The sequence below is a fragment of the Kosakonia sp. AG348 genome, from assembly GCF_003337365.1.
In the GTDB taxonomy this organism is placed as follows: Bacteria; Pseudomonadota; Gammaproteobacteria; order Enterobacterales; family Enterobacteriaceae; genus Kosakonia.
In genome coordinates, this window is sequence record NZ_QPJR01000002.1 from 493,757 (window position 1) to 520,490 (window position 26,734).

Here is a 26,734-nt window from a genome sequence, read left to right on the forward strand (position 1 = left end):
CAAGCAACCCGCCGCAAGGCGGGTTTTTTTATACGGCCGTTTGTTCCCCCTGTGGCTCAGCGGGCTGCGTTTCGACAGCCACTCCCCCTTTCACCACTACGCACGGCAGCGCCAGCTCAATCTCCTCTGCGGCGAGATGTTCCATGATGCGGATATTGATTTCTTGCTGGATATCCATGTAGGTGTTGTAGTCCGCCGAGTTGACGATATGCACCACTTCAAAATTCAGCCGATCGGTACCAAATCCGAGGAAATGGGCGCGGTCAAAGCGCGTGTTGCCAACATCAGTGATGATGCTACGCACCATCTCGCCGACTTTACGCAGCTTTTCCGGCGGCGTAGTGAGCGCCAGACCAAAAGTGAAGACGATGCGCCGGGTCTGCATACGTTTGTAGTTATGAAGCGTTTGCTGAAGCAGGATGGCGTTACCGCAGACGATTTGTTCCCCGCTCAGGCTACGAATACGCGTCGTTTTCAGGCCAATATGCTCAATAGTGCCGGCAACGTCGCCGAAAACGACAAAGTCACCAATCTCAAAAGGTTTATCAAAACCGATAGAAAGCGAGGCGAAAACATCGCTGAGGATGGTTTGTACCGCCAGCGCAATGGCGATACCGCCCACGCCAAGGCTGGCGACCAGCGCGGTAATGTTGACCCCGACATTCGCCAGAATCGACAACAGCATCATCGTCCACAGCATCATGCGCAGCAGCAAACCCGCAATCACCATGGTGACCGGGTTTTTACTGGTATTGGGCGAATACATCAAGTGACGCATCCACGACACCACGCCCTGATCAAGCCAGAGGGCGATTTGGATCGCCAGCACTAAAAACCAGGCGTGCCCGAGCGTGTTAAACAGGTGATCGGGGAGATCGACAAACCGCAGGCTGAAGAGTAACGCCGCCACAAAGAGCAGGAATTTGCTGGTGCGTCTGAGCATATCCACCACAACATGCTGCAGCCTGCCGACGCCGCTCTGCTTTTCACTCCAGTTGCGCGCGCCTTTCAGCACCATATTCAGTAAGTAGGTGAACAGCCAGTAGACAACCAGCGTAACAATAACCACCGTGGCAAGACCAATCCAGAATGATGGCAGCATCACTATGGATATGAAGTCAAAACGTGACAAAAACGTCATCCTTCCTCCTCATAAAAAACATGAAGATAAAAGTATAGACACTCTGCTTTCGTCCACGCGGACCAAAAAAAAACCGCTCCGAAGAGCGGTTTTTCAGGCGGTACGCATTACAGCGCTTTGAGGATAGCGTCGACGCTGGCTTTGGCATCGCCAAACAGCATCTGCGTGTTCTCTTTGAAGAACAGGGGGTTTTGCACGCCCGCGTAGCCAGTGTTCATGGAGCGCTTAAACACAATCACGTTTTGCGCTTTCCACACTTCCAGCACCGGCATACCCGCGATCGGGCTCTTCGGATCATCCTGCGCCGCCGGGTTAACCGTGTCGTTCGCACCGATAACCAGCACGGTGTCGGTGTCGGCAAAATCATCGTTGATTTCGTCCATTTCCAGCACGATGTCATACGGCACTTTCGCTTCCGCCAGCAGCACGTTCATATGACCCGGCAAACGTCCGGCAACCGGGTGAATACCGAAACGCACCTTCACGCCGCGTGCGCGAAGTTTCTCAGTGATTTCCGCCACCGGATACTGCGCCTGCGCCACCGCCATGCCATAGCCCGGGGTGATGATGACCGAATGCGAGTTTTTCAGCAGCTCGGCGGTCTCTTCGGCATTAATTTCGCGGTGCTCGCCCGCCTCTTCATCGCTACCAGTTGAAGAACCGTCCGTACCAAAACCACCGGCAATCACGCTGATAAAGGAGCGGTTCATCGCCTTACACATAATGTAAGAGAGGATCGCCCCGGAAGAACCGACCAGCGCACCGGTCACGATCAGCAGGTCATTGCTGAGCATAAAGCCCGCCGCCGCCGCCGCCCAACCGGAGTAGGAGTTCAGCATGGAAACCACGACCGGCATATCCGCGCCGCCGATAGAAGCGACCAGATGCCAGCCAAACACCAGCGCAATTATCGTCATCACCAGCAGCGCCAGCACTTGCAAGCCGACACTTTCGGTGCGCACAAACACCAGCAGCAGAACGAAGGAAACCACCAGCGCCGCCAGGTTCAATTTGTGGCGATGCGGCAACATCAGCGGCTTAGAAGAGATTTTCCCGCGCAGTTTACCGAAAGCGACAATAGAACCGGTGAAGGTCACCGCACCAATAAAGATGCCGAGGAACACTTCCGTCAGGTGAATATTCACCAGCACCGGATCCAGTCCCACTTCGTGATCGAGATAGCTGTTAAAGCCTACCAGTACCGCAGCCAGGCCGACAAAGCTGTGCAGCACCGCCACCAGCTCTGGCATTTCGGTCATTTCCACTTTCTTCGCCAGGCGAATACCAATCGCGCCGCCGATAATCATCGCCACTAAAATCCAGGCGACATTGCCGGTGTCCGGGCCAAAGATGGTTGCAATCAGCGCAATCGCCATCCCGGCGATACCAAAGTTATTTCCCTGCTGGGACGTTTCGTGTTTTGAAAGTCCCGCCAGGCTGAAAATAAACAGGATCGCGGCAACAATGTATGCAGCTGTAACTAATCCTCCAGACATCTGTTACCCCTTAGTTCTTCCGGAACATTTTCAGCATGCGCTGAGTGACGGTGAAACCACCAAAAATATTAATGCTGGCAATCAGTACCGCAATAAAACTCAGGAAGCTGACCCAGCCGCCGTGACCAATCTGCAACAGCGCGCCGACCACGATAATGCCGGAAATGGCGTTAGTGACCGACATCAGCGGCGTGTGCAGCGCATGCGAGACGTTCCACACCACGTAGTAACCGACCACGCAAGCCAGCGCGAAAACGGTAAAGTGGCCGAGGAACTCTTTCGGTGCAACATTGGCAAGCCAGCCAAACAAAATGATCGCCAGTGCCATAAAGGCATATTTCCGCCACGGCGAAACCGGTTTGGCCTCTTCTTTTGGTGCCGCAGTCGCTTTTGGCGCAGTCTGCGGCTGCGCAGAAACCTGAATCGGCGGCGCAGGCCAGGTAACTTCACCGTCGCGAACCACGGTAACCCCGCGAACCACAACGTCATCGAAATCGACAACTACGTTGCCATCTTTTTCAACGCACAGCAGTTTCAGCAGGTTCACAAGGTTGGTGCCGTAAAGCTGGGAAGACTGCGTAGGCAGACGGCCTGGTAAATCGGTATAACCGATCACTTTCACGCCATTGGCGGTGGTGCTGACCTCGTTCGGTACCGTGTATTCGCAGTTACCGCCGTTTTGCGCAGCAAGATCCACAATAACGCTGCCTGGCTTCATGGAGTCAACCATTTCACGGGTGATCAGCTTCGGTGCCGGTTTCCCCGGGATAAGCGCCGTGGTGACAATGATGTCGACATCTTTCGCCTGGGCTGCGAAGAGTTCCATTTCTGCTTTGATAAAGGCTTCGGACATCACTTTCGCATAACCGTCGCCGCTGCCCGCTTCTTCCTGGAAATCCAGCTCCAGGAACTCGGCGCCCATACTCTGCACCTGCTCTTTGACTTCAGGGCGCGTATCGAACGCTCGCACAATGGCCCCAAGGCTGTTAGCCGCGCCAATCGCCGCCAGACCGGCAACGCCTGCGCCAATCACCATGACTTTCGCCGGCGGCACTTTGCCCGCCGCCGTGATCTGCCCGGTAAAGAAACGGCCGAATTCATGCGCCGCTTCAACAATCGCACGATATCCCGCAATGTTGGCCATTGAGCTCAGCGCATCCAGCGACTGGGCGCGGGAGATACGCGGCACGGAATCCATTGCCATCACGGTAATGTTACGCGCAGCCAGCTTCTCCATTAATGCCGGATTTTGCGCAGGCCAGATAAAACTCACCAGCGTCGTGCCCGGATTAAGCAGCGCGATCTCTTCGTCATCCGGCGCGTTAACTTTAAGGATAACGTCCGAGTGCCAGACGTTGCTCCCATCGACAATCGTCGCGCCGGCCTGGGCGAACGCATCGTCATCGAAACTTGCCAGTTTGCCCGCGCCGCTTTCAATCGCGACGGTAAAACCCAGTTTAAGCAGTTGCTCGACCGTTTTCGGCGTCGCAGCAACGCGGGTTTCATTGGCCAACCGTTCTTTAGGTACACCAATACGCATAGTTTTCCCTTCCATCGGTTTTAGATGATGGTTTGTCAGTGGTTCCGGCGCGGTTATTTACGCAACGCTGCGGAAAATAAAACAGTAACAAACTTTCTATAACCTACTGAAAATAACGCCTGTGATCCACAGCCGGAAAAGAGAAATTATGCATTTATCCGTGAAAATTACCTGTCGGAGGCCGCAGGCAAGGTTATTTGCCTTAAATTCCCGCATACAGGCCGATATTCCGCTCAGACGAAGCGGCAAAACACGATTAATCTCCAGCGAAGATGCGCTTTTTAACAATGTATTAACTTAATAAAGTCATAACCTTTATCGGTTTTGCTGGTCAAGCGCCTGTTTTTTCAACATATCACTAAAGGTTATCGTTATTTCCCTTCCGGTAGCACAGTCAGTGAAAAATGACGCAGACAGTTGCGCTGTTTAAATGCAATAATCACCGACGTTTTCCCAACAACAACACCAGTTTATGGTTTGCGCAAGGCGAAGGATTATTTTTATGAAGCTTAAGTACACCCTCCTGGCGTCAGCACTTCTCTCGGCAATGGCATTTACCGCCAACGCAGCGACAGAGTTAACACCGGAGCAAGCGGCAGCGGTAAAACCTTACGATCGCATCGTGATCACCGGCCGTTTTAATGCCATTGGCGACGTCGTTAACGCAGCATCCAAACGCGCGGATAAAGAAGGTGCCGCATCATTTTACGTTGTTGATACCTCCGACGCGGGCAACAGCGGTAATCAGCGCGCCACGGTCGATTTATACAAGGCTGACGCAGCAAAAGCGGAGCGTCCTGCTTTCCGTGTTATTAACGGCGTGACCGAGTTACCTAAAGATCAAGCAATTGCGCTTCAGCCGTACGATACGGTGACCGTTCAGGGTTTCTTCCGCACCCAGCCGGAAGTGAACGACGCAATTACTAAAGCCGCCAAAGAGAAAGGCGCAGCCTCTTTCTTTATTGTTCGCCAGGTAGATGCTAACCAGGGCGGCAACCAGATCGTCACGGCCTTCATCTATAAAGCCGACGCGAAAAAACGCGTTATCCAGAGCGCGGATGCTATCCCGCGTGACTCGGATGCTGGCCGCGCCGCGCTGGCTAAAGGCGGAGAAGAAGCCAAAAAAGTTGAGATCCCAGGCGTCGCCAGCGATGCGACAGCGGGCGTCGGTGTAGGTCGTTTCTTCGAAACTCAGTCGTCTTCCGGCGGTCGTTACAGTGTCACGCTGCCTGACGGAACAAAGATTGAAGAGGTGAATAAAATCACCGCCGCGCAGATGGTGCCTTTCGACAGCATCAAGTTCACCGGCAACTATGGCAACATGACGGAGATCTCTTACCAGGTCGCCAAACGTGCCGCGCAGAAAGGTGCTAAGTACTATCACATCACCCGCCAGTGGTCAGAAAGTGGCAACAACATGACCATCAGCGCCGATCTGTATAAATAATCTGCATTTATGAATCAGGCGGCTACGGCCGCCTTTTTTATTTTTTTACCCTTTTTCGTAAAATTGTCGTCCCACCTCATTGCATGGTCCGTCGACTCTCCGTAAAATCCCGCGCCTTAGTGATATCCACCATATTTATGCGCCACGGCAAAATAATTATTCTGGATTAGTTGCTTTTTTGACAGGATAACCATGGAAAAGAAACTTGGCCTTAGCGCATTAACTGCGCTGGTTTTAAGCTCAATGCTGGGCGCTGGTGTTTTCAGCCTGCCACAAAATATGGCGGAAGTTGCCAGCCCGGCGGCGCTGATCATTGGCTGGATGATCACCGGGGCGGGGATTTTATTGCTCGCTTTTGCCATGCTGATCCTGACCCGTATTCGCCCGGATCTGGATGGCGGCATATTCGCATACGCCCGCGAAGGTTTTGGTGAGCTGATTGGCTTTTGTTCGGCCTGGGGCTACTGGCTGTGCGCGGTTATCGCCAACGTCTCTTATCTGGTTATCGTCTTTTCCGCCCTGAGTTTCTTTACCGACACGCCATCGTTGCGCCTGTTTGGCGATGGCAACACCTGGCAGTCGATTGTTGGCGCATCCGTACTATTGTGGATTGTGCATGCGCTGGTTCTGCGCGGCGTACAAACCGCGGCGAGTATCAATCTGGCAGCGACGCTGGCGAAACTGGTGCCGCTCGGGCTGTTTATTGTGCTGGCGGCGCTGGCCTTTAACCTCGACAAATTCCGCCTTGATTTCAGCGGCATCGCGCTGGGCGTTCCGGTATGGGAACAGGTGAAAAACACCATGCTGATCACCCTGTGGGTATTTATTGGGGTCGAAGGCGCGGTTGTGGTTTCTGCCCGGGCGCGCAATAAGCACGATGTTGGCCGCGCCACACTGCTCGCCGTGCTGGCTGCGCTGACCGTCTACCTGCTGGTTACCCTGCTTTCGCTCGGCGTCGTCCCGCGCCCGGAACTGGCGGAAATGCGTAATCCGTCAATGGCCGGTCTGATGGTGAAACTGCTGGGAAGCTGGGGAGAAGTCATTATCGCGGCAGGTTTGATTGTCTCCGTCTGCGGCGCGTACCTGAGCTGGACGATTATGGCGGCGGAAGTGCCGTTACTGGCCGCAACGCATAAAGCGTTTCCGAAGATCTTCGCACGACAGAATAAAAACAACGCGCCTGCTGCCTCGTTGTGGCTGACCAATATTAGCGTGCAGGTTTGCCTGGTGCTGATTTGGCTCACCGGTTCAGATTACAACACGCTGCTGACCATCGCGTCAGAGATGATTCTGGTGCCCTATTTCCTTGTCGGCGCATTCCTGTGGAAGATCGCGCAGCGTCCTTTGCACCAGGCGGTGGCGATTGGCGCTTGCCTGTATGGCTTGTGGCTGCTGTACGCATCCGGTCCGATGCATTTATTGCTGTCGGTGGTGCTCTACGCACCGGGGCTGCTGGTGTTTATGTACGCCCGTCGCACACATGAGATGACGGAAATGCTCAAACAGCATGAAAAAGCGCTGATTGGTGCCTTGTTAATCGCCGCCGTTCCCGCCACCTGGATGCTGATGCGCTAATGCAGACGGCTCCAGCAATAAATTAACAACCAGGCGCTGAGGCTCCAGCAAATAACCGCACAGCCCAGCGCCGGCCAGACCCGCATCAAACCGGTGAAATACCAGAGCGACAGTAAATAGATAAAATAGGGAATAATCGCCCACATGCCGAACACGATCGTGGTGCGCAGCGCTTCAACGCCACGCTCGGTGGCGACAATATAGTGCGCAATCAGCGCGAAAGTCGGAAATAACGGGATTAACCCGGCGATATAGTAATTTTTTGTTTTGGCCAGCAGACCAATCAACACCACCACCAGCGCCCCGATAGCCGCTTTAATCACCAACCCCATGATTTTCCCTTTATCACTGCAACAACAACGACCTACAGCATAACGGAAGCCTCTTCGTTTAGAAAAGATTAATGGCAGCTTATAACAAGGCGGTGTATGTTGACGTTTTTGAACAATCGCGATGGCTTATGAATAAGATCGTTTTTGTGGAAGATGACCCGGAAGTGGGCGCACTGATTGCCGCTTATCTGGGCAAACACGATATGGACGTCATTGTCGAACCCCGTGGCGATCGCGCCGAAGAGGTGATCGCCCGCGAAAAACCCGAACTGGTGCTGCTGGATATCATGCTGCCCGGGAAAGATGGCATGACCTTGTGCCGCGACCTGCGTAACCAGTGGAGCGGCCCGATTGTACTGCTCACCTCGCTGGACAGTGATATGAACCACATTCTTTCACTGGAGATGGGCGCCAACGATTACATTCTGAAAACCACGCCGCCCGCCGTATTGCTGGCGCGTCTGCGTTTGCATTTGCGCCAGCGCAGTAGTGCGAATACCGTCGCCGAACCCGCCACGCCCTCACTGAAACAGCATAAGACAATCAGCTTCGGCACCTTGTCTATCGATCCGGTTAACCGTCAGGTGTTGCTGGCCGGGCAACAAGTCGCCCTCTCCACCGCCGATTTCGAATTGCTGTGGGAATTAGCGACCCATGCCGGGCAGATTATGGACCGCGATGCGCTGCTGAAAAACTTACGTGGTGTAAGCTACGATGGCATGGATCGCAGCGTTGATGTGGCGATTTCCCGTCTGCGTAAAAAATTACTCGATAGCGCAACAGAACCCTACCGTATTAAAACCGTGCGCAACAAAGGCTATCTGTTTGCCCCGCATGCGTGGGACAACTAAAACGCAAAACCAGGTGTCGCTATGAAAAAGCTGTTCGTCCAGTTTTACCTTTTGCTGTTCGTCTGCTTTCTGGTGATGACGATGCTGGTGGGTCTGGTTTATAAATTCACCGCCGAGCGCGCTGGCCGCCAGTCCCTTGACGACCTGATGAAAAGCTCGCTGTACCTGATGCGTAGCGAGCTGCGCGAGATCCCGCCCAATCAATGGGCCAGAACCCTGAAGGAGCTGGATCTCAATCTGTCGTTTAATCTGCGCATTGAGCCAATGAGCAAATACACGCTGGAACCACGTCCGGCGCAACGGCTGCGCGAAGGCGATATCGTGGCGCTTGATTCGGAATACACCTTTATCCAGCGTATTCCCCGCAGCCATTATGTTTTGGCGGTCGGCCCGGTGCCGTATCTCTTTTTCCTGCATGAAACGCGGCTGCTGGATATGGGATTGATGGCGCTAATTGCTATCTCTCTCGCCTTCCCGGTATTTATCTGGATGCGCCCGCACTGGCAGGAGATGTTGCGGCTTGAATCGGCAGCACAACGCTTCGGCGAGGGGCATTTAGAGGAGCGCATTCATTTTGACAGTGCCTCGAGTTTTGAGCGGCTCGGCATCGCCTTTAACCAGATGGCGGACAATATCAATGCGCTGATTGCCAGTAAAAAGCACCTTATAGACGGCATAGCCCACGAACTGCGCACGCCGCTGGTCAGGCTGCGTTACCGGCTGGAAATGAGCGAAAACCTCAGCGAAACCGAGCATGCGGCGTTAAATCGCGATATCGGGCAACTGGAAGCGCTGATTGAAGAGTTGCTGACTTACGCTCGTCTCGATCGTCCTCAGACCGAACTGAAACTCACCTCCCCGGATCTACCGGCGTGGTTCAGCAGTTACCTTGACGATGCGCGCAGCATGAACCCGCAGCACACCTTTTTGCTGGCAACAACGCCGGGTGAAGATTATGGCGCGCTGGATATGCGTCTGATGGAGCGCGTTCTGGATAATCTGGTGAATAACGCCCTGCGTTACAGCCAGCAAACGATAAAAGTCACCTTACAACGCGAAGGTTCACAAGCCTGCATGATCGTTGAAGATGATGGCCCCGGTATTGCGCCCGAAGAGCGCGAACGCGTGTTTGAGCCCTTTGTTCGCCTCGATCCCAGCCGCGACCGCGCGACCGGCGGCTGCGGGTTAGGGCTGGCAATTGTGCATTCCATCGCGCAGGCTTTCGGCGGCGAAGTCAGTTGCGCGCAGAGCGAGCTGGGCGGCGCGAAATTTTCTTTCCACTGGCCGATTTACCACCACATTGTTTTGCCCTCCTGACCATTAACCGCACAGTGGCCGGCTCCCGGCGACTGTGCTATAAATAAAAGTATGTTGTAACTAATGGAGCGTGAAATGGCTGCCTTAGATTTGATCGAACGCCTCAACACCACCTTCCGGCAGCTGGAACAGGAACTGGCTGCGCTAAAAACCGAGTTAGCAGAGTGCCGGTTAATGGCCGCGCGCGTATTTAGCCTGCCGGATATCCCCAAAGGCGCGGAACACAACCCGCTTACCGCGATCCATGTCGAACAACATCTTGGTCAGCAGGCGGCAGCGCTTGCCCTCAATCATTTCACCCATTTATTTATTCAGCAGCAGTCGGAAAACCGCAGCAGCAAAGCCGCTGTGCGGCTGCCGGGCGTTATCTGCTACCAGGCAAATGAGGCCACGCTTAGCGCGCTGGCTGAACGCATCAGCACCGTGAACGCGCTGAAATCAACCTTTGAACGGATAGTCACTCAGGAATCGGGGCTGGCCCCTGCGGCCCGGTTTGAATGGGTTCACCGCCATCTGCCGGGGCTTATCACTTTAAATGCTTACCGGACACTGACGACCATTCGCGCACCGGCAACCATCCGTTTTGGCTGGGCGAATAAGCACATTATTAAAAACCTCACCCGCGATGAGGTACTGGCGCAACTGGAAAAAAGCCTGAAATCCCCGCGCGCCGTCTCTGCATGGACGCGAGAAGAGTGGCTGGGGCGTATTGAGCAGGAGTACAACGATATCGCCGCCCTGCCAAAACAGGCGCGGCTGAAAATCAAACGTCCGGTGAAAGTGCAACCCATTGCCCGCGTCTGGTATGCCGGTTCACAAAAGCAGGTGCAATATGCCTGTCCGACACCGCTTATCACGCTGATTTCAGAAGAGAATGGTGGAACCGTTCCGGATATTGGCGAGCTGCTGGATTACAACGCGGAAACTATTCAACACCGCTATAAACCGCAGGCGCAGCCGCTGACGCTGATCATCCCGCGGCTGCACCTGTATCTGGCGGGTTAAGCCTGTTTCAAACTGCCAACCATCGATTCCGGACGCACCCAGCTGTCAAACTCGGCTTCCGTCAGGTAGCCGAGCGCCAGCGCAGAAGCTTTCAGCGTCAGCCCCTCTTTATGCGCTTTTTTGGCAATTTCCGCCGCCTTGTCGTAGCCGATATGGGTATTCAGTGCGGTCACCAGCATCAAAGACTCATTGAGCAGTTGATCAATACGCTCGCGGTTGGGTTCAATCCCCACGGCGCAATGCTCGTTAAAGCTCTCCATGCCGTCCGCCAGCAGACGCACCGATTGCAGGAAATTATGGATAACCATCGGGCGGAAAACGTTCAGCTCAAAGTTGCCGGATGCGCCACCAATATTCACCGCCACATCATTGCCCAGCACCTGGCAGCATAGCATGGTCATCGCTTCGCACTGTGTGGGGTTAACTTTACCCGGCATGATCGAGCTACCCGGTTCGTTTTCCGGGATAGCGATTTCGCCGATACCACACCGCGGGCCAGAGGCGAGCCAGCGCACATCGTTAGCGATTTTCATTAATGAAGAGGCCAGCCCTTTCAGCGCGCCATGGGCATGCACCAGTGCATCGCAGGTCGCCAGCGCTTCAAATTTGTTGGGCGCGGTAATAAAGGGTTGTCCGGTAAAGCTGGCCAGCTCTTGCGCCACGCGCACGGCGTATTCCGGGTGCGTATTCAGCCCGGTGCCCACGGCGGTGCCGCCAAGCGCCAGTTCGCTCAGATGCGGCAAGCTTTGTTCGATATGTTTAAGGTTATGCTCAAGCATCGCCACCCAGCCGGAGATCTCCTGGCCCAGCGTCAGCGGCGTCGCGTCCTGCAAATGCGTACGGCCGATTTTGACAATACCGGCAAACGCGGTGGCTTTCTCATTAAGCGTCTTTTTCAGCACCTGTAGCTGCGGGATCAGTTGCTCACGCACGCCAATCACCGCCGCGACATGCATCGCTGTCGGGAAAACATCATTGGAACTCTGGCTTTTATTCACGTCGTCATTGGGATGGATCTTGCGTTCCATGCCGCGTACGCCGCCGAGGATTTCGCTGCCGCGATTGGCCAGCACCTCGTTCATGTTCATGTTGCTCTGCGTACCGGACCCGGTCTGCCAGATAGCGAGCGGAAACTCATCGGGATGTTGCCCGGCCAGCACTTCATCCGCCGCCGCGATGATCGCGCGCGCTTTCTCTTCGGGCAGTAACCCCAAATCCTGATTAACTTTCGCCGCCGCGCGTTTGGTCAGCGCCAGTGCGTGGATCAGTGAGACCGGCATTTTTTCCGTTGAAATACGAAAATGCTCAAGCGATCGCTGGGTTTGCGCTCCCCACAGTTTGTCTGCCGGGACGTCGATTGCGCCCATTGAATCTTTCTCACTGCGATGCGTTGCCATGACTCTCTCCTTGGTTACAAAGTGATATTGGGTTGCGACATTGCTCACCTGCAAACAAGTAAAAGTATTGATGCTTTTTATAATGTTGTTTACTGCTTTGTGCTTAAAAAACCGCCCCGAAGGGCGGTCAATACTATTTAACGCAGCGGGCACACTGCCCGGATTGAATTTGCTGGAAGAAGTCGTTGCCTTTGTCATCCACAAGGATAAACGCCGGGAAATCCTCCACTTCAATTTTCCAGATAGCTTCCATGCCGAGTTCCGGATAAGCGACACACTCAAGGCTTTTGATACTGTTCTGCGCAAGGATCGCCGCCGGGCCGCCAATGCTGCCGAGGTAGAAACCGCCATGCTTGTGACAGGCATCGGTCACCTGCTGGCTGCGGTTACCTTTCGCCAGCATGATCATGCTACCGCCCTGCGACTGCAGTTGATCGACATAAGAATCCATACGCCCGGCGGTGGTCGGCCCCAGCGAACCGGAGGCATAACCTTCCGGCGTTTTTGCCGGGCCTGCGTAGTAAATTGGGTGATCTTTAATGTACTGCGGCAGATGTTCGCCGCTGTCCATCAGCTCTTTGAGCTTCGCGTGGGCGATATCGCGCGCAACGATAATCGTGCCGGTAAGCGACAAGCGCGTAGAGACCGGGTACTGCGAAAGCTGTTCGAGGATCGCTTTCATCGGGCGGTTAAGATCCACTTTCACGGCTTCGCCTTCACCGGCCTCGCGCAGCGCTTCCGGAATGTATTTGCCCGGATTCTGCTCTAAACGCTCCAGCCAGATGCCATCGCGGTTGATTTTACCTTTGATATTGCGATCGGCTGAACAGGATACGCCCATGCCAACCGGGCAAGACGCACCGTGGCGCGGCAGGCGGATCACGCGAATATCATGCGCAAAATATTTGCCGCCGAACTGTGCGCCAAGACCGAGGTTCTGCGCTTCCACCAGCAGTTCTTGCTCAAGCTGCACGTCGCGGAACGCCTGTCCGTGCTCGTTACCTTCAGTTGGCAGCGCGTCATAATATTTGGTGGAAGCAAGTTTGACCGTTTTCAGCGTCGCTTCCGCCGACGTACCGCCAATCACAAACGCGACATGATACGGCGGGCAGGCCGCTGTGCCGAGGGTGCGCATCTTCTCGACGAGGTAGTTTTTCAGCTTCGCAGGCGTGATCAGTGCTTTGGTTTCCTGAAACAGGTAAGTCTTGTTCGCCGAACCGCCGCCTTTTGCGATGCAGAGGAATTTATACTCGTCGCCATCAACGCTGTAGAGATCAATCTGCGCCGGCAGGTTGGTACCGGTATTCACCTCTTTGTACATATCCAGCGGGGCGTTTTGCGAATAGCGCAGGTTCTCTTCGGTGTAGGTGTTGTAAACACCGCGTGCCAGCGCCGCTTCATCTCCACCACCGGTCCAGACGCGCTGTCCTTTCTTGCCCATGATGATCGCCGTGCCAGTATCCTGGCAGGTCGGCAGAATGCCTTTCGCGGCAATGTCCGAGTTGCGCAGGAATTGCAGGGCGACATATTTGTCGTTTTCGCTGGCTTCGGGATCGGCAAGGATATCGGCGACCTGCTGCTGGTGCGCCGGGCGCAGTAAAAATGAGGCGTCGTGGAAAGCGTGTTGCGCCAGCAGGGTCAGCGCTTGCGGATCCACTTTCAGGATCTGCTGCCCTTCAAACTCAGCCACAGAAACATAGTCGCGGCTTAGCAGGTAGTATTCGGTGTCATCCTTTCCGAGCGGGAAAGGATCCTGATAATAAAAGGGTTTGTTCGACATTGTTCTCTCACTTACGGCTGATCTGGTTATTGTTCAGGCAGTCAATCCATCTGCCTGTGTTAAAGCGAGTCGCCATATCCTACACAATTTTTTAACAAAAACTGAGACTAGTACGACTTTTTACCCTCGCAGGTTACTTCCGTCGGCTTTGTTGCTTTAATAACGCCATAATTTCATTAATGAGAAAGGGCTTGATAATGCAAAAACTCATCAACTCCGTGCAGAACTATGCCTGGGGAAGTAAAACGGCATTAACGGATCTCTACGGCATCGCCAATCCTGACAATCTGCCGATGGCGGAACTGTGGATGGGCGCGCACCCGAAGAGCAGCTCAAAGGTGCAGGATGCCAGCGGCCAGACCCGTGCGCTGCGTGAGGTGATTGAACAGGACAAAACCCGTTTGCTGGGCAGCGCCGTCGCTAACCGTTTTGGCGAATTACCGTTCCTGTTTAAAGTGCTGTGCGCCGACCAGCCGCTGTCGATTCAGGTGCATCCCAACAAGAAAAACTCCGAGACAGGCTTTGCCAAAGAGAACGCCGCAGGCATTCCGCTGGACGCCGCAGAACGTAACTACAAAGATCCAAATCACAAGCCGGAACTGGTGTTTGCCCTGACACCGTTCCTTGCGATGAACGCCTTCCGCGAGTTTTCCGACATTGTTTCCCTGCTGCAACCGGTGGCGGGCGCGCACCCGGCGATCGCCCATTTCCTACAAGCGCCGGGCGCAGAGCGCCTGAGCGAGCTGTTTGCCGCACTGCTCAATATGCAAGGCGAGGAGAAATCCCGCGCGCTGGCGGTGCTGAAATCAGCGCTCGGCAATCACTCCGGCGAACCGTGGCAGACCATTCGCCTGATTAGCGAGTTCTACCCGGATGACAGCGGCCTCTTCTCTCCGCTGCTGCTGAATGTGGTGAAACTGAACCCAGGCGAAGCAATGTTTCTGTTTGCCGAAACGCCGCATGCCTATCTGCAAGGCGTGGCGCTGGAAGTGATGGCGAACTCTGACAACGTATTGCGCGCCGGGCTGACGCCGAAATACATCGACATTCCGGAACTGGTGGCGAACGTAAAATTCACGCCAAAACCGGCGAATGAGCTGCTGACGCAACCGACGCAGCACGGCGCGGAGCTGGATTTCCCGATCCCGGTAGACGACTTTGCCTTCTCGCTGCACGATCTCAGCACCAGCGAAACCCAGCTGGCGCAGCAGAGCGCGGCCATTGTCTTCTGCGTCGAAGGTGAGGCGGTGCTCAGCAAAGCGAGCCAGCAATTAGTGCTCAAGGCAGGTGAATCGGCGTTTATCGCCGCCGACGAATCACCTGTTGGCGTAAGCGGCACCGGTCGCGTAGCGCGAGTGTTTAATAAGTGAGAGTAAGTTACTGAACTTTTTAGCAAGGATTGCTAAGCTTGAAGGCACATCACTCGACATCCAGGCGGAGTTAACCGCCTGGTTTCTTTTTTAGGGATAAATACTATGAAAAAAACGTGGGTTGCCGCGGGGATTATCGTCGCGCTCGGTATCGTCTGGACGGGCGGAGCCTGGTACACCGGCAAACAACTTGAAGGTCGTCTGGCCGAGATGGTCAGCCAGGCGAACGCACAAATTAAGCGCAACGCGCCGGAGGCCAATATTGAGCTCTCTGCGCAGGATTACCAGCGCGGCCTCTTTTCCAGCCAGTTAACGTTAAACATTAAACCGCTCGCCGGCAGCACCAATACCTGGCTGAAGCCGGGGCAAGCCATTGTTCTGCACGAGACGGTCGATCATGGACCCTTCCCGCTGGCGCAGCTTAAAACCTTTAGCCTGACGCCTGCGATGGCTTCCGTGCATACGCAACTGGTCAATAACGAAGTGACAAAAGGGCTGTTTGATATCGCCAAAGGCCAGGCGCCCTTCTCCGCCGACACCCGCATTGGCTACAGCGGCGATACCCGCACGGATGTCGTGCTGAGCCCGCTGAATTCAGAAAAAGATGGCGACAAAGTTGCCTTCAGCGGCGGTCATTTCCGCTTCAGCGCGGACAGTAAAGGTAACGCGTTGTCGCTGAGCGGCGAAGCCGAAAGCGGCCTGGTGGATACGGTAAATGAATATGGGCAGAAAGTGCAGCTGTCGTTCAATAACCTGAAAACCGACGGCTCCAGCGAAATGTCCAGCTTTGATGAGCGTACCGGCAACCAGAAGATGAGCCTCGATAAGCTCGCGATCTCTATTGAAAATAAAGAGATGGCACTGCTCGAAGGCATGAACTTAACCGCCAAATCGGACGTTGCGGACGACAAAAAGAGCCTTAACAGCCAACTGGATTACTCCCTGAACAGCCTGAAGGTGCAGGGTCAGGATCTCGGCAGCGGAAAACTGACGCTGAAAGTGGGTCAGATTGACGGCAAAGCCTGGCATCAGGCCAGCGAGCAGTACGACGCGCAAATCCGGGCCTTAATGGCGCAACCGGATATCGCGCAGAACCCGGAGCTCTACCAGCAGAAAGCCACTGAAGCGTTCCTTAGTATTGTTCCGCTGTTGCTGAAAGGCGAGCCGGTATTGACCATTGCGCCGCTAAGCTGGAAGAACGCCAAAGGCGAAGCGTCGTTTAATATGTCCCTGTTCCTGAAAGATCCGTCAACCGCAACCGGCACGCCGCAAACGCTGGCCGATCAGGTTGACCGCACGGTGAAATCCCTCGACAGCAAGCTGACGATCCCGCTGGATATGGCCACCGAAATGATGACTCAGGTGGCGAAACTTGAAGGTTATCAGCAAGAGGACGCGGCGAAACTGGCAAGCCAGCAGGTGAAAGGCCTGGCGGCGATGGGCCAGATGTTCCGCATCACCACCGTGGAAAACAACAGCATCCTCACCAGCCTGCAATATGCTAACGGCCAGGTGACGCTGAATGGCGAAAAAATGCCGCTCGAGCAGTTTGTCGGGATGTTTGGTATGCCAGGGCTGCAGCCTGCCCAGCCGGACGACGCGACACCGCCCGTTCCGGCGGTACCGCAGCAGTAATTTTCCAGCCCCTTTCGAGGGGCTTTTTATTTTCTTTTGGGCCACCTTGCCGGAATCCGAAAACGACAACCCCGTTACCGGCTCGCGCTTTTTGCGCGACAAAAACTGATAAAACCGTCTGCGCTCTGCGCATCCGCCAGAGCATTCTTTTTTCGTGAGGAGAGGTTATGGCGGGGAAAACCGCGCAAAAAGCGAACCTGTGGGCATTTTTCCAGCAGCTCGGTAAAACCTTTATGCTGCCCGTCGCGCTGCTGTCTTTTTGCGGCATCATGCTCGGCATTGGCAGCTCGCTGAGCAGCCGCGATGTGATAACACTGCTGCCGGTGTTGGGCCATCCGCTGCTGCAGGCCATTTTTATCTGGATGAACAAAATTGGCTCATTCGCGTTCAGTTTCCTGCCCGTGATGTTCTGCATCGCTATTCCACTTGGACTGGCGCGTGAAGATAAAGGCGTGGCGGCTTTTTCCGGTTTTGTCGGCTATGCGGTGATGAACCTGGCGGTGAATTTCTGGCTTACCGCGCAGGGCATATTGCCCACTACCGATGCATCACTGCTCAAAGCACATAACGTGCAGAATGTGCTCGGCATCCAGTCCATTGATACCGGGATCCTCGGCGCGGTGATTGCCGGGATTATTATCTGGCGTTTACATGAACGCTTTCACACCCTGCGCCTGCCGGACGCGCTGGCCTTTTTCGGCGGGACGCGCTCGGTGCCGATTGTCACCAGCGTCGTGATGGGCGTTGTAGGGCTTGCGATCCCGCTGGTCTGGCCGTGGTTTGCCATGGCGATTAGCGGCCTGGGGCACATTATCGATCGCGCCGGAGATTTCGGGCCGATGATTTTCGGCACTGGCGAACGCCTGCTGCTGCCCTTTGGTCTGCAACATATTCTGGTGGCGTTGATCCGTTTTACGGAAGCCGGTGGAACAATGGAGGTCTGTGGACACAGCGTCAGCGGTGCATTGACCATTTTCCAGGCGCAGCTTAACTGCCCGCAAACGCACGGTTTCGCCGAAAGCGCGACCCGTTTTCTCTCGCAAGGCAAGATGCCCGCGTTCCTGGGCGGCTTACCCGGCGCGGCGCTGGCGATGTACCACTGCGCACGGCCCGAAAACCGCCATAAAATAAAAGGGTTGATGATTTCCGGCGTGATTGCCTGCGTGGTGGGCGGCACTACCGAACCGATCGAATTTCTGTTCCTGTTTGTCGCCCCGGTGCTCTATTTAATTCATGCCGTGCTCACCGGCCTGGGCTTTACCGTGATGGCAGTGCTCGGCGTGACGATCGGCAACACGGATGGCAATGTGATTGATTTCATTGTCTTCGGCGTGCTGCACGGCATGGCGACGAAGTGGTATCTGGTGCCGCTGGTGGCCGCCATCTGGTTCGTCGTTTACTACGCCTTATTCCGTTTCGCGATCACCCATTTTGACCTGAAAACACCGGGGCGCGACAACGCTGTAGCGGAAAGCGCAACCTCTGCAACGCAGGGCGTGACGGGCAAATCCGGTTATGATGTTCCTGCCCTGCTTACTGCGCTTGGCGGGGCGGATAACGTCGCAACGCTGGATAACTGCATTACCCGCTTGCGCCTTTCGGTCAAGGAGATGGATAACGTCAATGTTGACGCCCTCAAGGCCAACCGCGCGATTGGCGTTATCAAAGTGAATGAACATGATTTGCAGGTGGTGATTGGGCCGCAGGTGCAGTCAGTAAAAGATGAAATGGCGCAGCTTATCAATGCGCAACGGTTTGGCACCCCGGTGGAGGCGGAATAATAAAATGACCACGGATATCTTCGATTTCTCCACTCCGGTTGACCGCCGCGGCACCTGGTGTACGCAGTGGGATTATGTCGCCGATCGCTTTGGGCGCGCGGATTTGCTTCCTTTCACCATTTCCGATATGGATTTTGCCACCGCGCCGTGCGTAATTAACGCGCTACAACAGCGGCTTACGCATGGCGTACTGGGTTACAGCCGCTGGAAAAACGAGGCGTTTCTGGGGGCTATTTCGCACTGGATGACCAGCCGCTTTAATACGCAGATCGATGCTGACAGCATTGTTTATGGTCCGTCGGTTATCTGGATGATTGCCGAAATGATCCGCCAGTGGTCACAGCCGGGCGATGGCATCGTGGTTCATACCCCGGCGTATGACGCGTTTTATAAAGCCATTCAGGGGAATCAACGGCAGTTGCTGGCCGTGCCGCTACAACACAACAATGCAGGCTGGTTTTGCGATATGGTGCAGCTCGACGCCGCGCTGGCAAGGCCGGAGAGTAAAATCCTGCTGCTGTGCAGCCCGCAAAACCCGACCGGCAAAGTGTGGACTCGCCATGAACTGGAAACCATAGCGGCGCTGTGTGAACGCCATAACGTGAAAGTGATAAGCGATGAAATTCATATGGATATGGTCTGGAGCAGCCAACCGCACATCCCCTGGTGCGCTGTCGCTCGCGGGCCGTGGGCGCTGTTTAGTTCGGCATCGAAAAGCTTCAATATTCCCGCACTGACCGGCGCGTGGGGGCTTATTGATGATGCGTCGTCGCGCAATGGCTGGCTGGAGGCGCTGAAAAACAGCAACGGCCTCTCCTCACCGGCGGTGCTGTCGGTCGTCGCCCATATCGCCGCTTACCGTAACGGCGCGCCGTGGCTGGATGCGCTTCGTGCTTACCTGCGCGCCAATCTGGTTTATCTGGCAGAGCGTCTGAATAACGCCTTTCCTGTGCTGAACTGGCAAGTGCCGGAATCCACCTATCTGGCATGGATAGATTTGCGCCCGTTAGGGATTGATGATTCCGCACTGCAAAAAGCGCTGATCGAGGAGCAAAAGGTGGCCATCATGCGCGGCGATACTTACGGTGCGGAAGGACGCGGGTTTGTGCGCCTGAATGTCGGTTGCCCACGGGTGAAACTTGAGCAAGGTGTGAAGGGATTAATCGCGGCATTAGCGTCGCTTCATTAAACCAGATTTGCGCAACCCGCCCTCCGGGTTGCGCAAGATAGCTTTTTACCGCCTTTTGTCTCTATAATGGCGAGCACTTTCTTAAAATAAGAGTGCGACCATGATTGATCCCAACCTGCCGTTAACTGATATTCATCGCCATCTCGACGGAAACATCCGTGCACAAACCATTCTGGATCTTGGCCGCCAGTACAATCTGCCCCTGCCTGCACAAACTCTTGAAGCGCTGCGTCCGCACGTTCAGGTCACCTCTAATGAACCGGATTTGGTTAGCTTCCTTGCGAAACTCGACTGGGGTGTCAAAGTGCTGGCGTCACTGGATGCCTGTCGCCGCGTCGCTTACGAAAACATGCAGGACGCGGCGCTGAACGGGTTGCACTACGTTGAACTGCGCTTTTCGCCAGGTTATATGGCGATGACCCATAACCTGCCGGTCGCGGGCGTTGTCGAAGCGGTGATTGCCGGCGTGCGCGAAGGGAGCCGTGATTTCAATGTGCAGGTGCGCTTAATCGGCATTATGAGCCGTACCTTCGGCGAGGCCGCGTGTTTGCAGGAACTCGACGCGCTGCTGGCGCACCGCGACGGCATTACCGCGCTGGATCTGGCCGGTGATGAGCTGGGTTTCCCTGGCAGTCTTTTCCTTTCGCATTTTAACCGTGCGCGCGATGCGGGCTGGCAGATTACTGTTCATGCGGGTGAAGCCGCCGGTCCGGAAAGCATCTGGCAGGCGATTCGTGAACTCGGTGCCGTACGAATTGGCCACGGCGTGAAGGCGATCGAAGATGCCGCGCTGATGGATTTTCTCGCCGAACAACGCATCGGTATTGAATCCTGTCTGACGTCGAATATTCAGACCAGTACCGTGCCCTCCCTCGCCCGCCATCCGCTGAAAACCTTCCTTGAGCATGGCATTCTGGCGAGCATCAATACCGACGACCCGGCCGTGCAAGGTGTCGAAATTGGTCATGAATACCAGGTTGCGGCCCCGGCCGCCGGGCTGAGTCGCGAACAGATTCGCCAGGCGCAGATTAACGGGCTGGAGATGGCTTTTCTCAGCGCGGCGGAAAAACAAGCGCTGCGCGATAGTGTTGCGAAGGCGTAAGAAGAAAGAAGAAAACCGCTCACGACAATGCGTGAGCGGTGATTTTCAGGTCAGACTCAGCGTGGAACGATGTTTTGCAGATTCAATGCCCAGCTCAATCAGCTCCATTATCTGGATCGCCTGGCTGGCCGGAACCGGGTTTTCCCCCACGCCGTTAAGCGCGTCGCGAATGGCCGCGTAATAAGCCGGGTAGTTGCCCGGTAGCGTCAGCCAGTTCTCTTCCTTACGCTCTTCGCCGTCAACGCGGGTTAATACGCCGTCGCGCATGTCATAACCCCAGTCGGCCTGCGGCAACCGCGCACCACTTTTCAGGCACTCCTCCTGCGGATCCAGACCATATTTCACGTAACTGCCGCGCGAACCATGCACGATATAGCGGGCCGATTCTGCGGCCGCCAGCATAGTGCCATGCAGCACAACGCGCCGCTGCGGGTAGGCAAGCACCGCGTGAAAATAGTCTGTGGATTGCGCGCCAGGGCGTAACTGCGCCAGATCCACCGTCATCGATACCGGTAAGCCGAAAAGGTTAACCGCCTGATCGAGCAAATGCGGCGCCAAATCATACCAGATGCCGCTGCCTGGCCCGCCTTGCTCGCGCCAGCGGTTACGTACCTGCGGGCGGAAACGGTCAAAATGCGACTCGAAATAGGCGACTTCGCCCAGCGCACCGTCGGCCAGCAAGGCTTTCAGCGTCAGAAAGTCACTGTCCCAGCGGCGGTTATGGAACACCGACAACACACGCCCGAGGCTGCGCGCCAGCGCGTCGAGCTCACGCGCTTGTGACAGTGTCACCGTAAAGGGTTTATCCACCACCACATGTTTGCCCGCTTCCAGCGCCGCTTTGGCCAGCGGGAAATGGGTATCGTTCGGTGTGGGGATGACAATCAGGTCAATCGAGGGATCGTTAAACAGATGCTTCGGCTCAGAGACAACCGGCACGGCTGGCCAATCCGCTTTTACTTTTGCTTCGTCGCTGCTGGAAATCGCGGCCAGTTCCATTCCCGCCGTTCCGGCAATCAACGGCGCATGAAATGTTTTGCTGGCGTAGCCATAACCTATTAATCCGACACGGATATTATCGCTCATAGAGTGGTCTCTCCTTATTAGAACGTCTATTTCACACCATCTGCCAGGTGGCGACAACCGCTTCAGCAACCCATTAGCGAAACGAATGAATTTACCGCGCTCAGCCCTGGTTTCTGCCTAAAAAATCTGCTTAAATCTGCAACCGGGCGTCGGTTTTTATCGACAGCCGCAGACAAAAGTAAACATCAGGGAGTAGTAAAAGTATGGCCGGAATTTTCAATCGGATTATTGAATTAATGGGCTGGGTGGTGCTCGGCGTATCGACCATTCTTTTGGTTTTTGCCAGCCATATCGATAATTATCAGCCCCCTGAACAGAGCGTCGCGGCACAAAAGAAATAATTGCCGCCGTAAAACGCGCAAAATGCAATTAAGCGTCATATGCTTATTGCCAGCCATGACGAAGGGCGTTAATCTTCACAGCCGGGCGCTGTTCTGGTGCCTGGTTTCACCTGAAAAGAAAACTCTTAATTTAGTGGCAGACCATTCCTGTGCTATTTACGCCCGGGTAATAATGTTTATTATTCGTACAAAATTAGCCCGCGTGTATTTTCTGCCTCTTTCTTATTATATGGACACCCCTCGACATGACCGTTCAGGACTATTTATTAAAATTCCGCAAAATCAGTTCGCTTGAAAGTCTGGAAAAATTGTTTGATCACCTTAACTACACGCTGACCGACAGCGGTGAAATTATCAACATGTACCGCGCAGCCGATCATCGCCGGGCTGAACTGGTTTCTGGCGGCCGCCTGTTTGACATTGGGTGCGTTCCGCGCTCGGTATGGCGCTACGTGCAGTAACGCCGCTGGCATTCGTTGTGTAATGCTTTATACTCCTCGCCCGGCGAAACCATTCAGAGCATTAATGCCTTAACAGAGGAATACGCATGACAACGACTCCCGCAGAAAGAATCGGAGGCTGGTTACTCGGCCCTCTGGCCTGGTTGCTGGTCACGTTATTAAGCACCTCGCTGGCATTATTGCTGTATGCCACCGCCTTAATGACACCCCAGTCGGTAACGGCGCTGGGCGCACAACCGCTGAAACAAACCATACTGTGGTTCGTCTCTTTCGCCTTCGCGATCGCCATCTGGTATTACACTTTCTGGCTGGTTATCGCCTTTTTTAAACGCCGCCGCAGCGTGCCGAAGCACTATATTATCTGGCTTTTGGTCTGCGTATTGCTCTCCGTGAAAGCCTTTGCCTTCGCTCCTGTCACCGATGAACTGGCGCTGCGTCAGTTACTCTTTCCGCTGCTTGCCGCCGCGTTGATGGTGCCCTATTTCAAGCGCTCAAGCCGCGTGAAAAGGACCTTTGTTAACCCGTAATAACCTTACAGTTATCCTGTTGTCGCCCGGTGCTGTTTGACCGATAATAGGCGGCTTTTTTTATTTCAGGCCACATAATGACAGACTATCTGCTGCTATTTATCGGAACGGTACTGGTCAACAACTTCGTGCTGGTGAAGTTTCTTGGCTTGTGTCCGTTTATGGGCGTTTCCAAAAAACTGGAAAGCGCAATGGGCATGGGGCTGGCGACCACCTTCGTGATGACGATGGCGTCTATCTGTGCCTGGCTCATCGATACATGGGTGCTGATCCCGCTGGATTTAGTCTATCTGCGCACGCTGGCGTTTATCCTGATTATCGCCGTGGTGGTGCAGTTCACCGAAATGGTGGTGCGCAAAACCAGCCCGGCGCTCTATCGCCTGCTGGGTATCTTCCTGCCGCTTATCACTACTAACTGCGCGGTGCTCGGCGTGGCCCTGCTCAATATCAACCTTGGGCACAACTTCATGCAGTCGGCGTTGTATGGCTTCGCCGCCGCCGTAGGGTTCTCACTGGTGATGGTGTTGTTCGCCGCGATTCGCGAACGTCTTGCCGTTGCCGATGTGCCCGCCCCCTTTCGCGGCAATGCGATTGCGTTAATCACTGCGGGCTTAATGTCTCTGGCCTTTATGGGCTTTAGTGGTCTGGTGAAACTGTAATATGAGTGCGATTTCCATAGCCGTTGCCGCACTGAGCGTGCTGGGGCTGCTGTTTGGCGTCATTCTGGGTTATGCCTCCCGCCGTTTTGCGGTTGAGGATGATCCGGTTGTTGAACGCGTTGATGAATTATTGCCGCAAAGCCAGTGCGGGCAGTGCGGCTACCCAGGCTGCCGCCCTTATGCAGAGGCGGTTGGTCTGCAGGGTGAAAAAATTAACCGCTGCGCCCCCGGCGGCGAAGCCGTGATGCTGAAAATCGCCGCGCTATTGAATGTCGATCCGCAACCCATTGATGGCGATGCCGCAGCGCTTGAGCCTGTGCGTATGCTGGCGGTAATCGATGAGAACAATTGCATTGGCTGCACAAAGTGCATTCAGGCTTGTCCGGTAGACGCCATTCTCGGCGCAACACGCGCCATGCATACGGTGATGAGCGATCTGTGCACCGGCTGTAATCTTTGCGTGGATCCGTGCCCGACGCAGTGCATTGAATTGCGTCCTGTGGAAACGACCACCCATAGCTGGAAATGGGATTTGCAGTCCATTCCGGTGCGTAATATTCCTGTGGAACACCATGCTTAAGTTATTTTCCGCTTTCCGAAAAGAGAAACTGTGGGATTTTCACGGCGGCATTCATCCGCCTGAAATGAAAACCCAATCAAACGGTACGCCGCTGCGCCAAATGCCGCTGGCGAGCCGCTTTGTGCTCCCGTTAAAGCAGCATATTGGTGCCGAAGGCGAACTGTGTGTACGCGTCGGTGACAAGGTGTTGCGCGGCCAGCCGTTGACGCGCGGCCGTGGCCGTATGTTACCTGTTCATGCGCCGACGTCCGGTACCGTGGTCGCGATTGCGCCCCACTCCACCGCCCACCCCTCTGCGCTGCCAGAGATGAGCATCATTATTGAAGCGGATGGCGAAGATCGCTGGATTGAGCGCGACGGGTGGGCGGATTATCGTTCGCATAGCCATGACGAACTGATCGAGCGCATCCACCAGTTTGGCGTAGCCGGCCTTGGTGGCGCAGGCTTCCCGACCGGAGCAAAATTGCAAGGCGGCGGCGATAAAATCGAAACATTGATTATTAACGCTGCGGAATGCGAGCCCTACATCACCGCTGATGACCGCTTAATGCAGGATTGCGCGGCGCAGATTATGGAAGGTGTGCGGATTCTGGCGCACATCCTTAGGCCGCGTCAGGTACTTATCGGTATTGAGGATAATAAACCGCAGGCGATCTCCATGATGCGTGCGGTGCTGGCGGGCAGCCACGATATTCAGTTGAAAGTCATCCCAACGAAATACCCCTCCGGTGGTGCCAAACAGCTTACGCAGATCCTCACCGGCAAGCAGGTGCCGCACGGCGGGCGTTCGTCGGATATCGGTATTCTGATGCAAAACGTGGGTACCGCCTATGCGGTTAAACGCGCAGTGATCGACGGCGAACCCTTAACGGAGCGCGTTGTTACGGTGACCGGCGAAGCGGTTAGCCGACCGGGCAATGTCTGGGCGCGCCTGGGAACACCGGTGCGCCATCTGCTCGATTTCGCCGGTTTCTGCCCTTCCGCTGAGCAACTGGTGATTATGGGCGGCCCGCTGATGGGCTTCACGCTGCCGTGGCTGGATGTGCCGGTAGTAAAAATTACCAACTGCCTGTTAGCACCTTCCGCCAGCGAGATGGGCGAGCCGCAGGAAGAAAAAGGCTGCATTCGCTGCAGCGCCTGCGCCGACGCCTGCCCGGCCGATTTGCTGCCGCAGCAACTCTACTGGTTCAGCAAAGGCCAGCAGCACGACAAAGCGACGGCGCATAACCTTTCCGATTGCATCGAATGTGGTGCCTGCGCGTGGGTGTGCCCAAGTAATATTCCGCTGGTGCAATATTTCCGCCAGGAGAAGGCGGAGATTTACGCCATCGCCGAGGAAGAAAAACGCAACGCCGAAGCCAAAGCGCGCTTTGAAGCGCGCCAGGCACGTCTTGAGCGCGAAAAAATCGCCCGTCAGCAGCGTCATAAACAGGCTGCGGTTCAGCCTGCGGCTAAAGATCAGCAGGCGATTGATGCCGCGCTGGCGCGCGTGCGCGAAAAACAGACGACCGCTGCCCAGCCAGTTGTCATTCAGGCCGGTGCCATGCCTGATAACAGCGAAGTGATTGCCGCGCGCGAAGCACGCAAAGCGCAGGCACGCGCCCGCCAGGCAGAAAAAGCGCAGCAGGTGGAAAACAGTGCCGCTACCGGCGAAACAGCCGATCCGCGCAAAGCCGCCGTTGAAGCAGCGATTGCCCGCGCTAAAGCGCGCAAGCTCGCGCAGAGCCAGTCCGCAGAATCGACCGCGAACGCTGAGCAACCACAGGTGGACGCCGGACAGTCACCGGCTGAATCTGCACCGGTCGATCCGCGCAAAGCCGCCGTTGAAGCGGCAATAGCCCGCGCCAAAGCGCGCAAGCTCGCGCAGAGCCAGTCCGCAGAATCGACCGCAAACGCTGAGCAACCTCAGGTGGACGCCGGACAGTCACCGGCTGAATCTGCACCGGTCGGTCCGCACAAAGCCGCCGTTGAAGCGGCGATTGCCCGCGCCAAAGCGCGCAAGCTCGCGCAGAGCCAGTCCGCAGAATCGACCGCAAACGCTGAGCAACCTCAGGCGGACGCCGGACAGTCACCGGCTGAATCTGCACCGGTCGATCCGCGCAAAGCCGCCGTTGAAGCGGCA

23 protein-coding genes (1 of these 23 only partly in view) are annotated in these 26,734 nt (G+C 55.4%); 16 read left to right on the plus strand and 7 right to left on the minus strand.

Going from position 1 to position 26,734, the window contains the following annotated elements; all coding sequences use genetic code 11:
• Positions 1–28 precede the first annotated feature (28 nt).
• From DFO56_RS06100 to pntA, 3 genes are all read right to left on the minus strand, one after another.
• Positions 29–1,141, minus strand: coding sequence for a mechanosensitive ion channel family protein (locus DFO56_RS06100; protein WP_045513430.1), 1,113 nt, complete (start codon positions 1,139–1,141; stop codon positions 29–31).
• 107 nt (positions 1,142–1,248) lie between these two features.
• Positions 1,249–2,637, minus strand: coding sequence for a Re/Si-specific NAD(P)(+) transhydrogenase subunit beta (gene pntB / locus DFO56_RS06105; RefSeq protein ID WP_016496247.1), 1,389 nt, complete (start codon positions 2,635–2,637; stop codon positions 1,249–1,251).
• 10 nt (positions 2,638–2,647) lie between these two features.
• Positions 2,648–4,177, minus strand: a complete 1,530-nt coding sequence (pntA, locus tag DFO56_RS06110) for a Re/Si-specific NAD(P)(+) transhydrogenase subunit alpha (protein ID WP_045513440.1) — start codon at positions 4,175–4,177, stop codon at positions 2,648–2,650.
• Between the two features lie 502 nt (positions 4,178–4,679).
• Between pntA and ydgH the strand changes: the two genes are divergently transcribed.
• Both ydgH and DFO56_RS06130 read left to right on the plus strand, forming a co-directional pair.
• A complete protein-coding gene (ydgH, locus tag DFO56_RS06120) occupies positions 4,680–5,624 on the plus strand; it encodes a DUF1471 family protein YdgH (RefSeq protein ID WP_016496249.1) in 945 nt (314 codons plus the stop codon).
• 192 nt (positions 5,625–5,816) lie between these two features.
• A complete protein-coding gene (locus DFO56_RS06130) occupies positions 5,817–7,199 on the plus strand; it encodes an amino acid permease (protein ID WP_045513441.1) in 1,383 nt (460 codons plus the stop codon).
• Here DFO56_RS06130 and DFO56_RS06135 read toward each other — a convergent pair.
• Positions 7,196–7,531 carry a GlpM family protein gene (locus DFO56_RS06135; RefSeq protein WP_016496251.1) on the minus strand — a complete coding sequence of 112 codons (336 nt, stop codon included), beginning with the start codon at positions 7,529–7,531 and terminating at the stop codon, positions 7,196–7,198. The genes DFO56_RS06130 and DFO56_RS06135 overlap by 4 nt on opposite strands.
• A gap of 128 nt (positions 7,532–7,659) precedes the next feature.
• Here DFO56_RS06135 and rstA point away from each other — a divergent pair, with 128 nt between their 5' ends.
• The 3 genes from rstA (at position 7,660) to tus (ending at position 10,704) form a co-directional block, all read left to right on the plus strand.
• The gene (rstA, locus tag DFO56_RS06140) at positions 7,660–8,382 is read left to right on the plus strand and encodes a two-component system response regulator RstA (RefSeq protein WP_045513465.1); all 723 of its coding nucleotides are present in this window, start codon (positions 7,660–7,662) and stop codon (positions 8,380–8,382) included.
• A 21-nt stretch (positions 8,383–8,403) separates the two neighbouring features.
• Positions 8,404–9,699 (plus strand): two-component system sensor histidine kinase RstB, encoded by a 1,296-nt coding sequence (gene rstB, locus DFO56_RS06145; protein ID WP_016496253.1) that lies wholly within the window; start codon positions 8,404–8,406, stop codon positions 9,697–9,699.
• Positions 9,700–9,774: 75 nt separating this feature from the next.
• Positions 9,775–10,704: a DNA replication terminus site-binding protein gene (gene tus, locus DFO56_RS06150; RefSeq protein WP_045513443.1), complete on the plus strand. Its 930-nt coding sequence runs from the start codon at positions 9,775–9,777 to the stop codon at positions 10,702–10,704.
• On the opposite strand, the gene fumC is transcribed toward tus, so the two are convergent.
• Together fumC and fumA are read right to left on the minus strand one after the other, a co-directional pair.
• On the minus strand, positions 10,701–12,101 hold the full coding sequence (fumC, locus tag DFO56_RS06155; protein WP_016496255.1) for a class II fumarate hydratase: 1,401 nt from the start codon (positions 12,099–12,101) through the stop codon (positions 10,701–10,703). The genes tus and fumC overlap by 4 nt on opposite strands.
• 133 nt (positions 12,102–12,234) lie before the next feature.
• Positions 12,235–13,881 carry a class I fumarate hydratase FumA gene (gene fumA, locus DFO56_RS06160; RefSeq protein WP_017456630.1) on the minus strand — a complete coding sequence of 549 codons (1,647 nt, stop codon included), beginning with the start codon at positions 13,879–13,881 and terminating at the stop codon, positions 12,235–12,237.
• Between the two features lie 197 nt (positions 13,882–14,078).
• Here fumA and manA point away from each other — a divergent pair, with 197 nt between their 5' ends.
• From manA to add, 5 genes are all read left to right on the plus strand, one after another.
• Positions 14,079–15,251 (plus strand): mannose-6-phosphate isomerase, encoded by a 1,173-nt coding sequence (gene manA, locus DFO56_RS06165; protein WP_045513446.1) that lies wholly within the window; start codon positions 14,079–14,081, stop codon positions 15,249–15,251.
• A gap of 105 nt (positions 15,252–15,356) precedes the next feature.
• Positions 15,357–16,886: a YdgA family protein gene (locus tag DFO56_RS06170; protein WP_045513447.1), complete on the plus strand. Its 1,530-nt coding sequence runs from the start codon at positions 15,357–15,359 to the stop codon at positions 16,884–16,886.
• Positions 16,887–17,053: 167 nt separating this feature from the next.
• Positions 17,054–18,667: a maltose/glucose-specific PTS transporter subunit IIBC gene (gene malX, locus DFO56_RS06175; protein WP_045513448.1), complete on the plus strand. Its 1,614-nt coding sequence runs from the start codon at positions 17,054–17,056 to the stop codon at positions 18,665–18,667.
• Between the two features lie 16 nt (positions 18,668–18,683).
• Complete coding sequence (locus DFO56_RS06180) at positions 18,684–19,856, plus strand: MalY/PatB family protein (protein ID WP_045513469.1); 1,173 nt, start codon at positions 18,684–18,686, stop codon at positions 19,854–19,856.
• Positions 19,857–19,956: 100 nt separating this feature from the next.
• The gene (gene add / locus DFO56_RS06185) at positions 19,957–20,958 is read left to right on the plus strand and encodes an adenosine deaminase (protein ID WP_045513449.1); all 1,002 of its coding nucleotides are present in this window, start codon (positions 19,957–19,959) and stop codon (positions 20,956–20,958) included.
• A gap of 45 nt (positions 20,959–21,003) precedes the next feature.
• Here the strand turns inward: add and DFO56_RS06190 are convergent, their stop codons facing one another.
• Entirely contained in the window at positions 21,004–22,044 is a 1,041-nt protein-coding gene (locus DFO56_RS06190) for an oxidoreductase (protein ID WP_016496262.1), read from the minus strand.
• Positions 22,045–22,247: 203 nt separating this feature from the next.
• Between DFO56_RS06190 and blr the strand changes: the two genes are divergently transcribed.
• The 6 genes from blr to rsxC form a co-directional block, all read left to right on the plus strand.
• A complete protein-coding gene (blr, locus tag DFO56_RS06195; RefSeq protein ID WP_016496263.1) occupies positions 22,248–22,385 on the plus strand; it encodes a division septum protein Blr in 138 nt (45 codons plus the stop codon).
• 245 nt (positions 22,386–22,630) lie between these two features.
• Complete coding sequence (gene ydgT / locus DFO56_RS06200) at positions 22,631–22,846, plus strand: transcription modulator YdgT (RefSeq protein ID WP_016496264.1); 216 nt, start codon at positions 22,631–22,633, stop codon at positions 22,844–22,846.
• An 86-nt stretch (positions 22,847–22,932) separates the two neighbouring features.
• Positions 22,933–23,373: a DUF2569 domain-containing protein gene (locus tag DFO56_RS06205; protein ID WP_016496265.1), complete on the plus strand. Its 441-nt coding sequence runs from the start codon at positions 22,933–22,935 to the stop codon at positions 23,371–23,373.
• A 77-nt stretch (positions 23,374–23,450) separates the two neighbouring features.
• On the plus strand, positions 23,451–24,032 hold the full coding sequence (rsxA, locus tag DFO56_RS06210; RefSeq protein WP_016496266.1) for an electron transport complex subunit RsxA: 582 nt from the start codon (positions 23,451–23,453) through the stop codon (positions 24,030–24,032).
• A 1-nt stretch (position 24,033) separates the two neighbouring features.
• The gene (gene rsxB / locus DFO56_RS06215; protein ID WP_016496267.1) at positions 24,034–24,612 is read left to right on the plus strand and encodes an electron transport complex subunit RsxB; all 579 of its coding nucleotides are present in this window, start codon (positions 24,034–24,036) and stop codon (positions 24,610–24,612) included.
• A protein-coding gene (gene rsxC, locus DFO56_RS06220; protein WP_114413841.1) for an electron transport complex subunit RsxC crosses the window boundary here: on the plus strand, positions 24,605–26,734 show its 5' portion. It continues 567 nt past the right edge of the window; only the first 2,130 of its 2,697 coding nucleotides appear in the window; its start codon is at positions 24,605–24,607; the stop codon falls past the right edge of the window. Before rsxB ends, rsxC begins: the two co-directional genes overlap by 8 nt.

What these genes read in the sequence shown, in the direction of transcription:
- blr (WP_016496263.1), top strand. Translation starts at nt 22,248, where the DNA reads ATGGCCGGAATTTTCAATCGGATTATTGAATTAATGGGCTGGGTGGTG.
- malX (WP_045513448.1), top strand. Translation starts at nt 17,054, where the DNA reads ATGGCGGGGAAAACCGCGCAAAAAGCGAACCTGTGGGCATTTTTCCAG.
- manA (WP_045513446.1), top strand. Translation starts at nt 14,079, where the DNA reads ATGCAAAAACTCATCAACTCCGTGCAGAACTATGCCTGGGGAAGTAAA.
- pntB (WP_016496247.1), bottom strand. Translation starts at nt 2,637, where the DNA reads ATGTCTGGAGGATTAGTTACAGCTGCATACATTGTTGCCGCGATCCTG.
- DFO56_RS06170 (WP_045513447.1), top strand. Translation starts at nt 15,357, where the DNA reads ATGAAAAAAACGTGGGTTGCCGCGGGGATTATCGTCGCGCTCGGTATC.
- rsxA (WP_016496266.1), top strand. Translation starts at nt 23,451, where the DNA reads ATGACAGACTATCTGCTGCTATTTATCGGAACGGTACTGGTCAACAAC.
- DFO56_RS06100 (WP_045513430.1), bottom strand. Translation starts at nt 1,141, where the DNA reads ATGACGTTTTTGTCACGTTTTGACTTCATATCCATAGTGATGCTGCCA.
- fumA (WP_017456630.1), bottom strand. Translation starts at nt 13,881, where the DNA reads ATGTCGAACAAACCCTTTTATTATCAGGATCCTTTCCCGCTCGGAAAG.
- tus (WP_045513443.1), top strand. Translation starts at nt 9,775, where the DNA reads ATGGCTGCCTTAGATTTGATCGAACGCCTCAACACCACCTTCCGGCAG.
- add (WP_045513449.1), top strand. Translation starts at nt 19,957, where the DNA reads ATGATTGATCCCAACCTGCCGTTAACTGATATTCATCGCCATCTCGAC.
- ydgT (WP_016496264.1), top strand. Translation starts at nt 22,631, where the DNA reads ATGACCGTTCAGGACTATTTATTAAAATTCCGCAAAATCAGTTCGCTT.
- rstA (WP_045513465.1), top strand. Translation starts at nt 7,660, where the DNA reads ATGAATAAGATCGTTTTTGTGGAAGATGACCCGGAAGTGGGCGCACTG.
- rstB (WP_016496253.1), top strand. Translation starts at nt 8,404, where the DNA reads ATGAAAAAGCTGTTCGTCCAGTTTTACCTTTTGCTGTTCGTCTGCTTT.
- ydgH (WP_016496249.1), top strand. Translation starts at nt 4,680, where the DNA reads ATGAAGCTTAAGTACACCCTCCTGGCGTCAGCACTTCTCTCGGCAATG.
- rsxB (WP_016496267.1), top strand. Translation starts at nt 24,034, where the DNA reads ATGAGTGCGATTTCCATAGCCGTTGCCGCACTGAGCGTGCTGGGGCTG.
- DFO56_RS06205 (WP_016496265.1), top strand. Translation starts at nt 22,933, where the DNA reads ATGACAACGACTCCCGCAGAAAGAATCGGAGGCTGGTTACTCGGCCCT.
- fumC (WP_016496255.1), bottom strand. Translation starts at nt 12,101, where the DNA reads ATGGCAACGCATCGCAGTGAGAAAGATTCAATGGGCGCAATCGACGTC.
- DFO56_RS06190 (WP_016496262.1), bottom strand. Translation starts at nt 22,044, where the DNA reads ATGAGCGATAATATCCGTGTCGGATTAATAGGTTATGGCTACGCCAGC.
- pntA (WP_045513440.1), bottom strand. Translation starts at nt 4,177, where the DNA reads ATGCGTATTGGTGTACCTAAAGAACGGTTGGCCAATGAAACCCGCGTT.
- DFO56_RS06135 (WP_016496251.1), bottom strand. Translation starts at nt 7,531, where the DNA reads ATGGGGTTGGTGATTAAAGCGGCTATCGGGGCGCTGGTGGTGGTGTTG.
- DFO56_RS06130 (WP_045513441.1), top strand. Translation starts at nt 5,817, where the DNA reads ATGGAAAAGAAACTTGGCCTTAGCGCATTAACTGCGCTGGTTTTAAGC.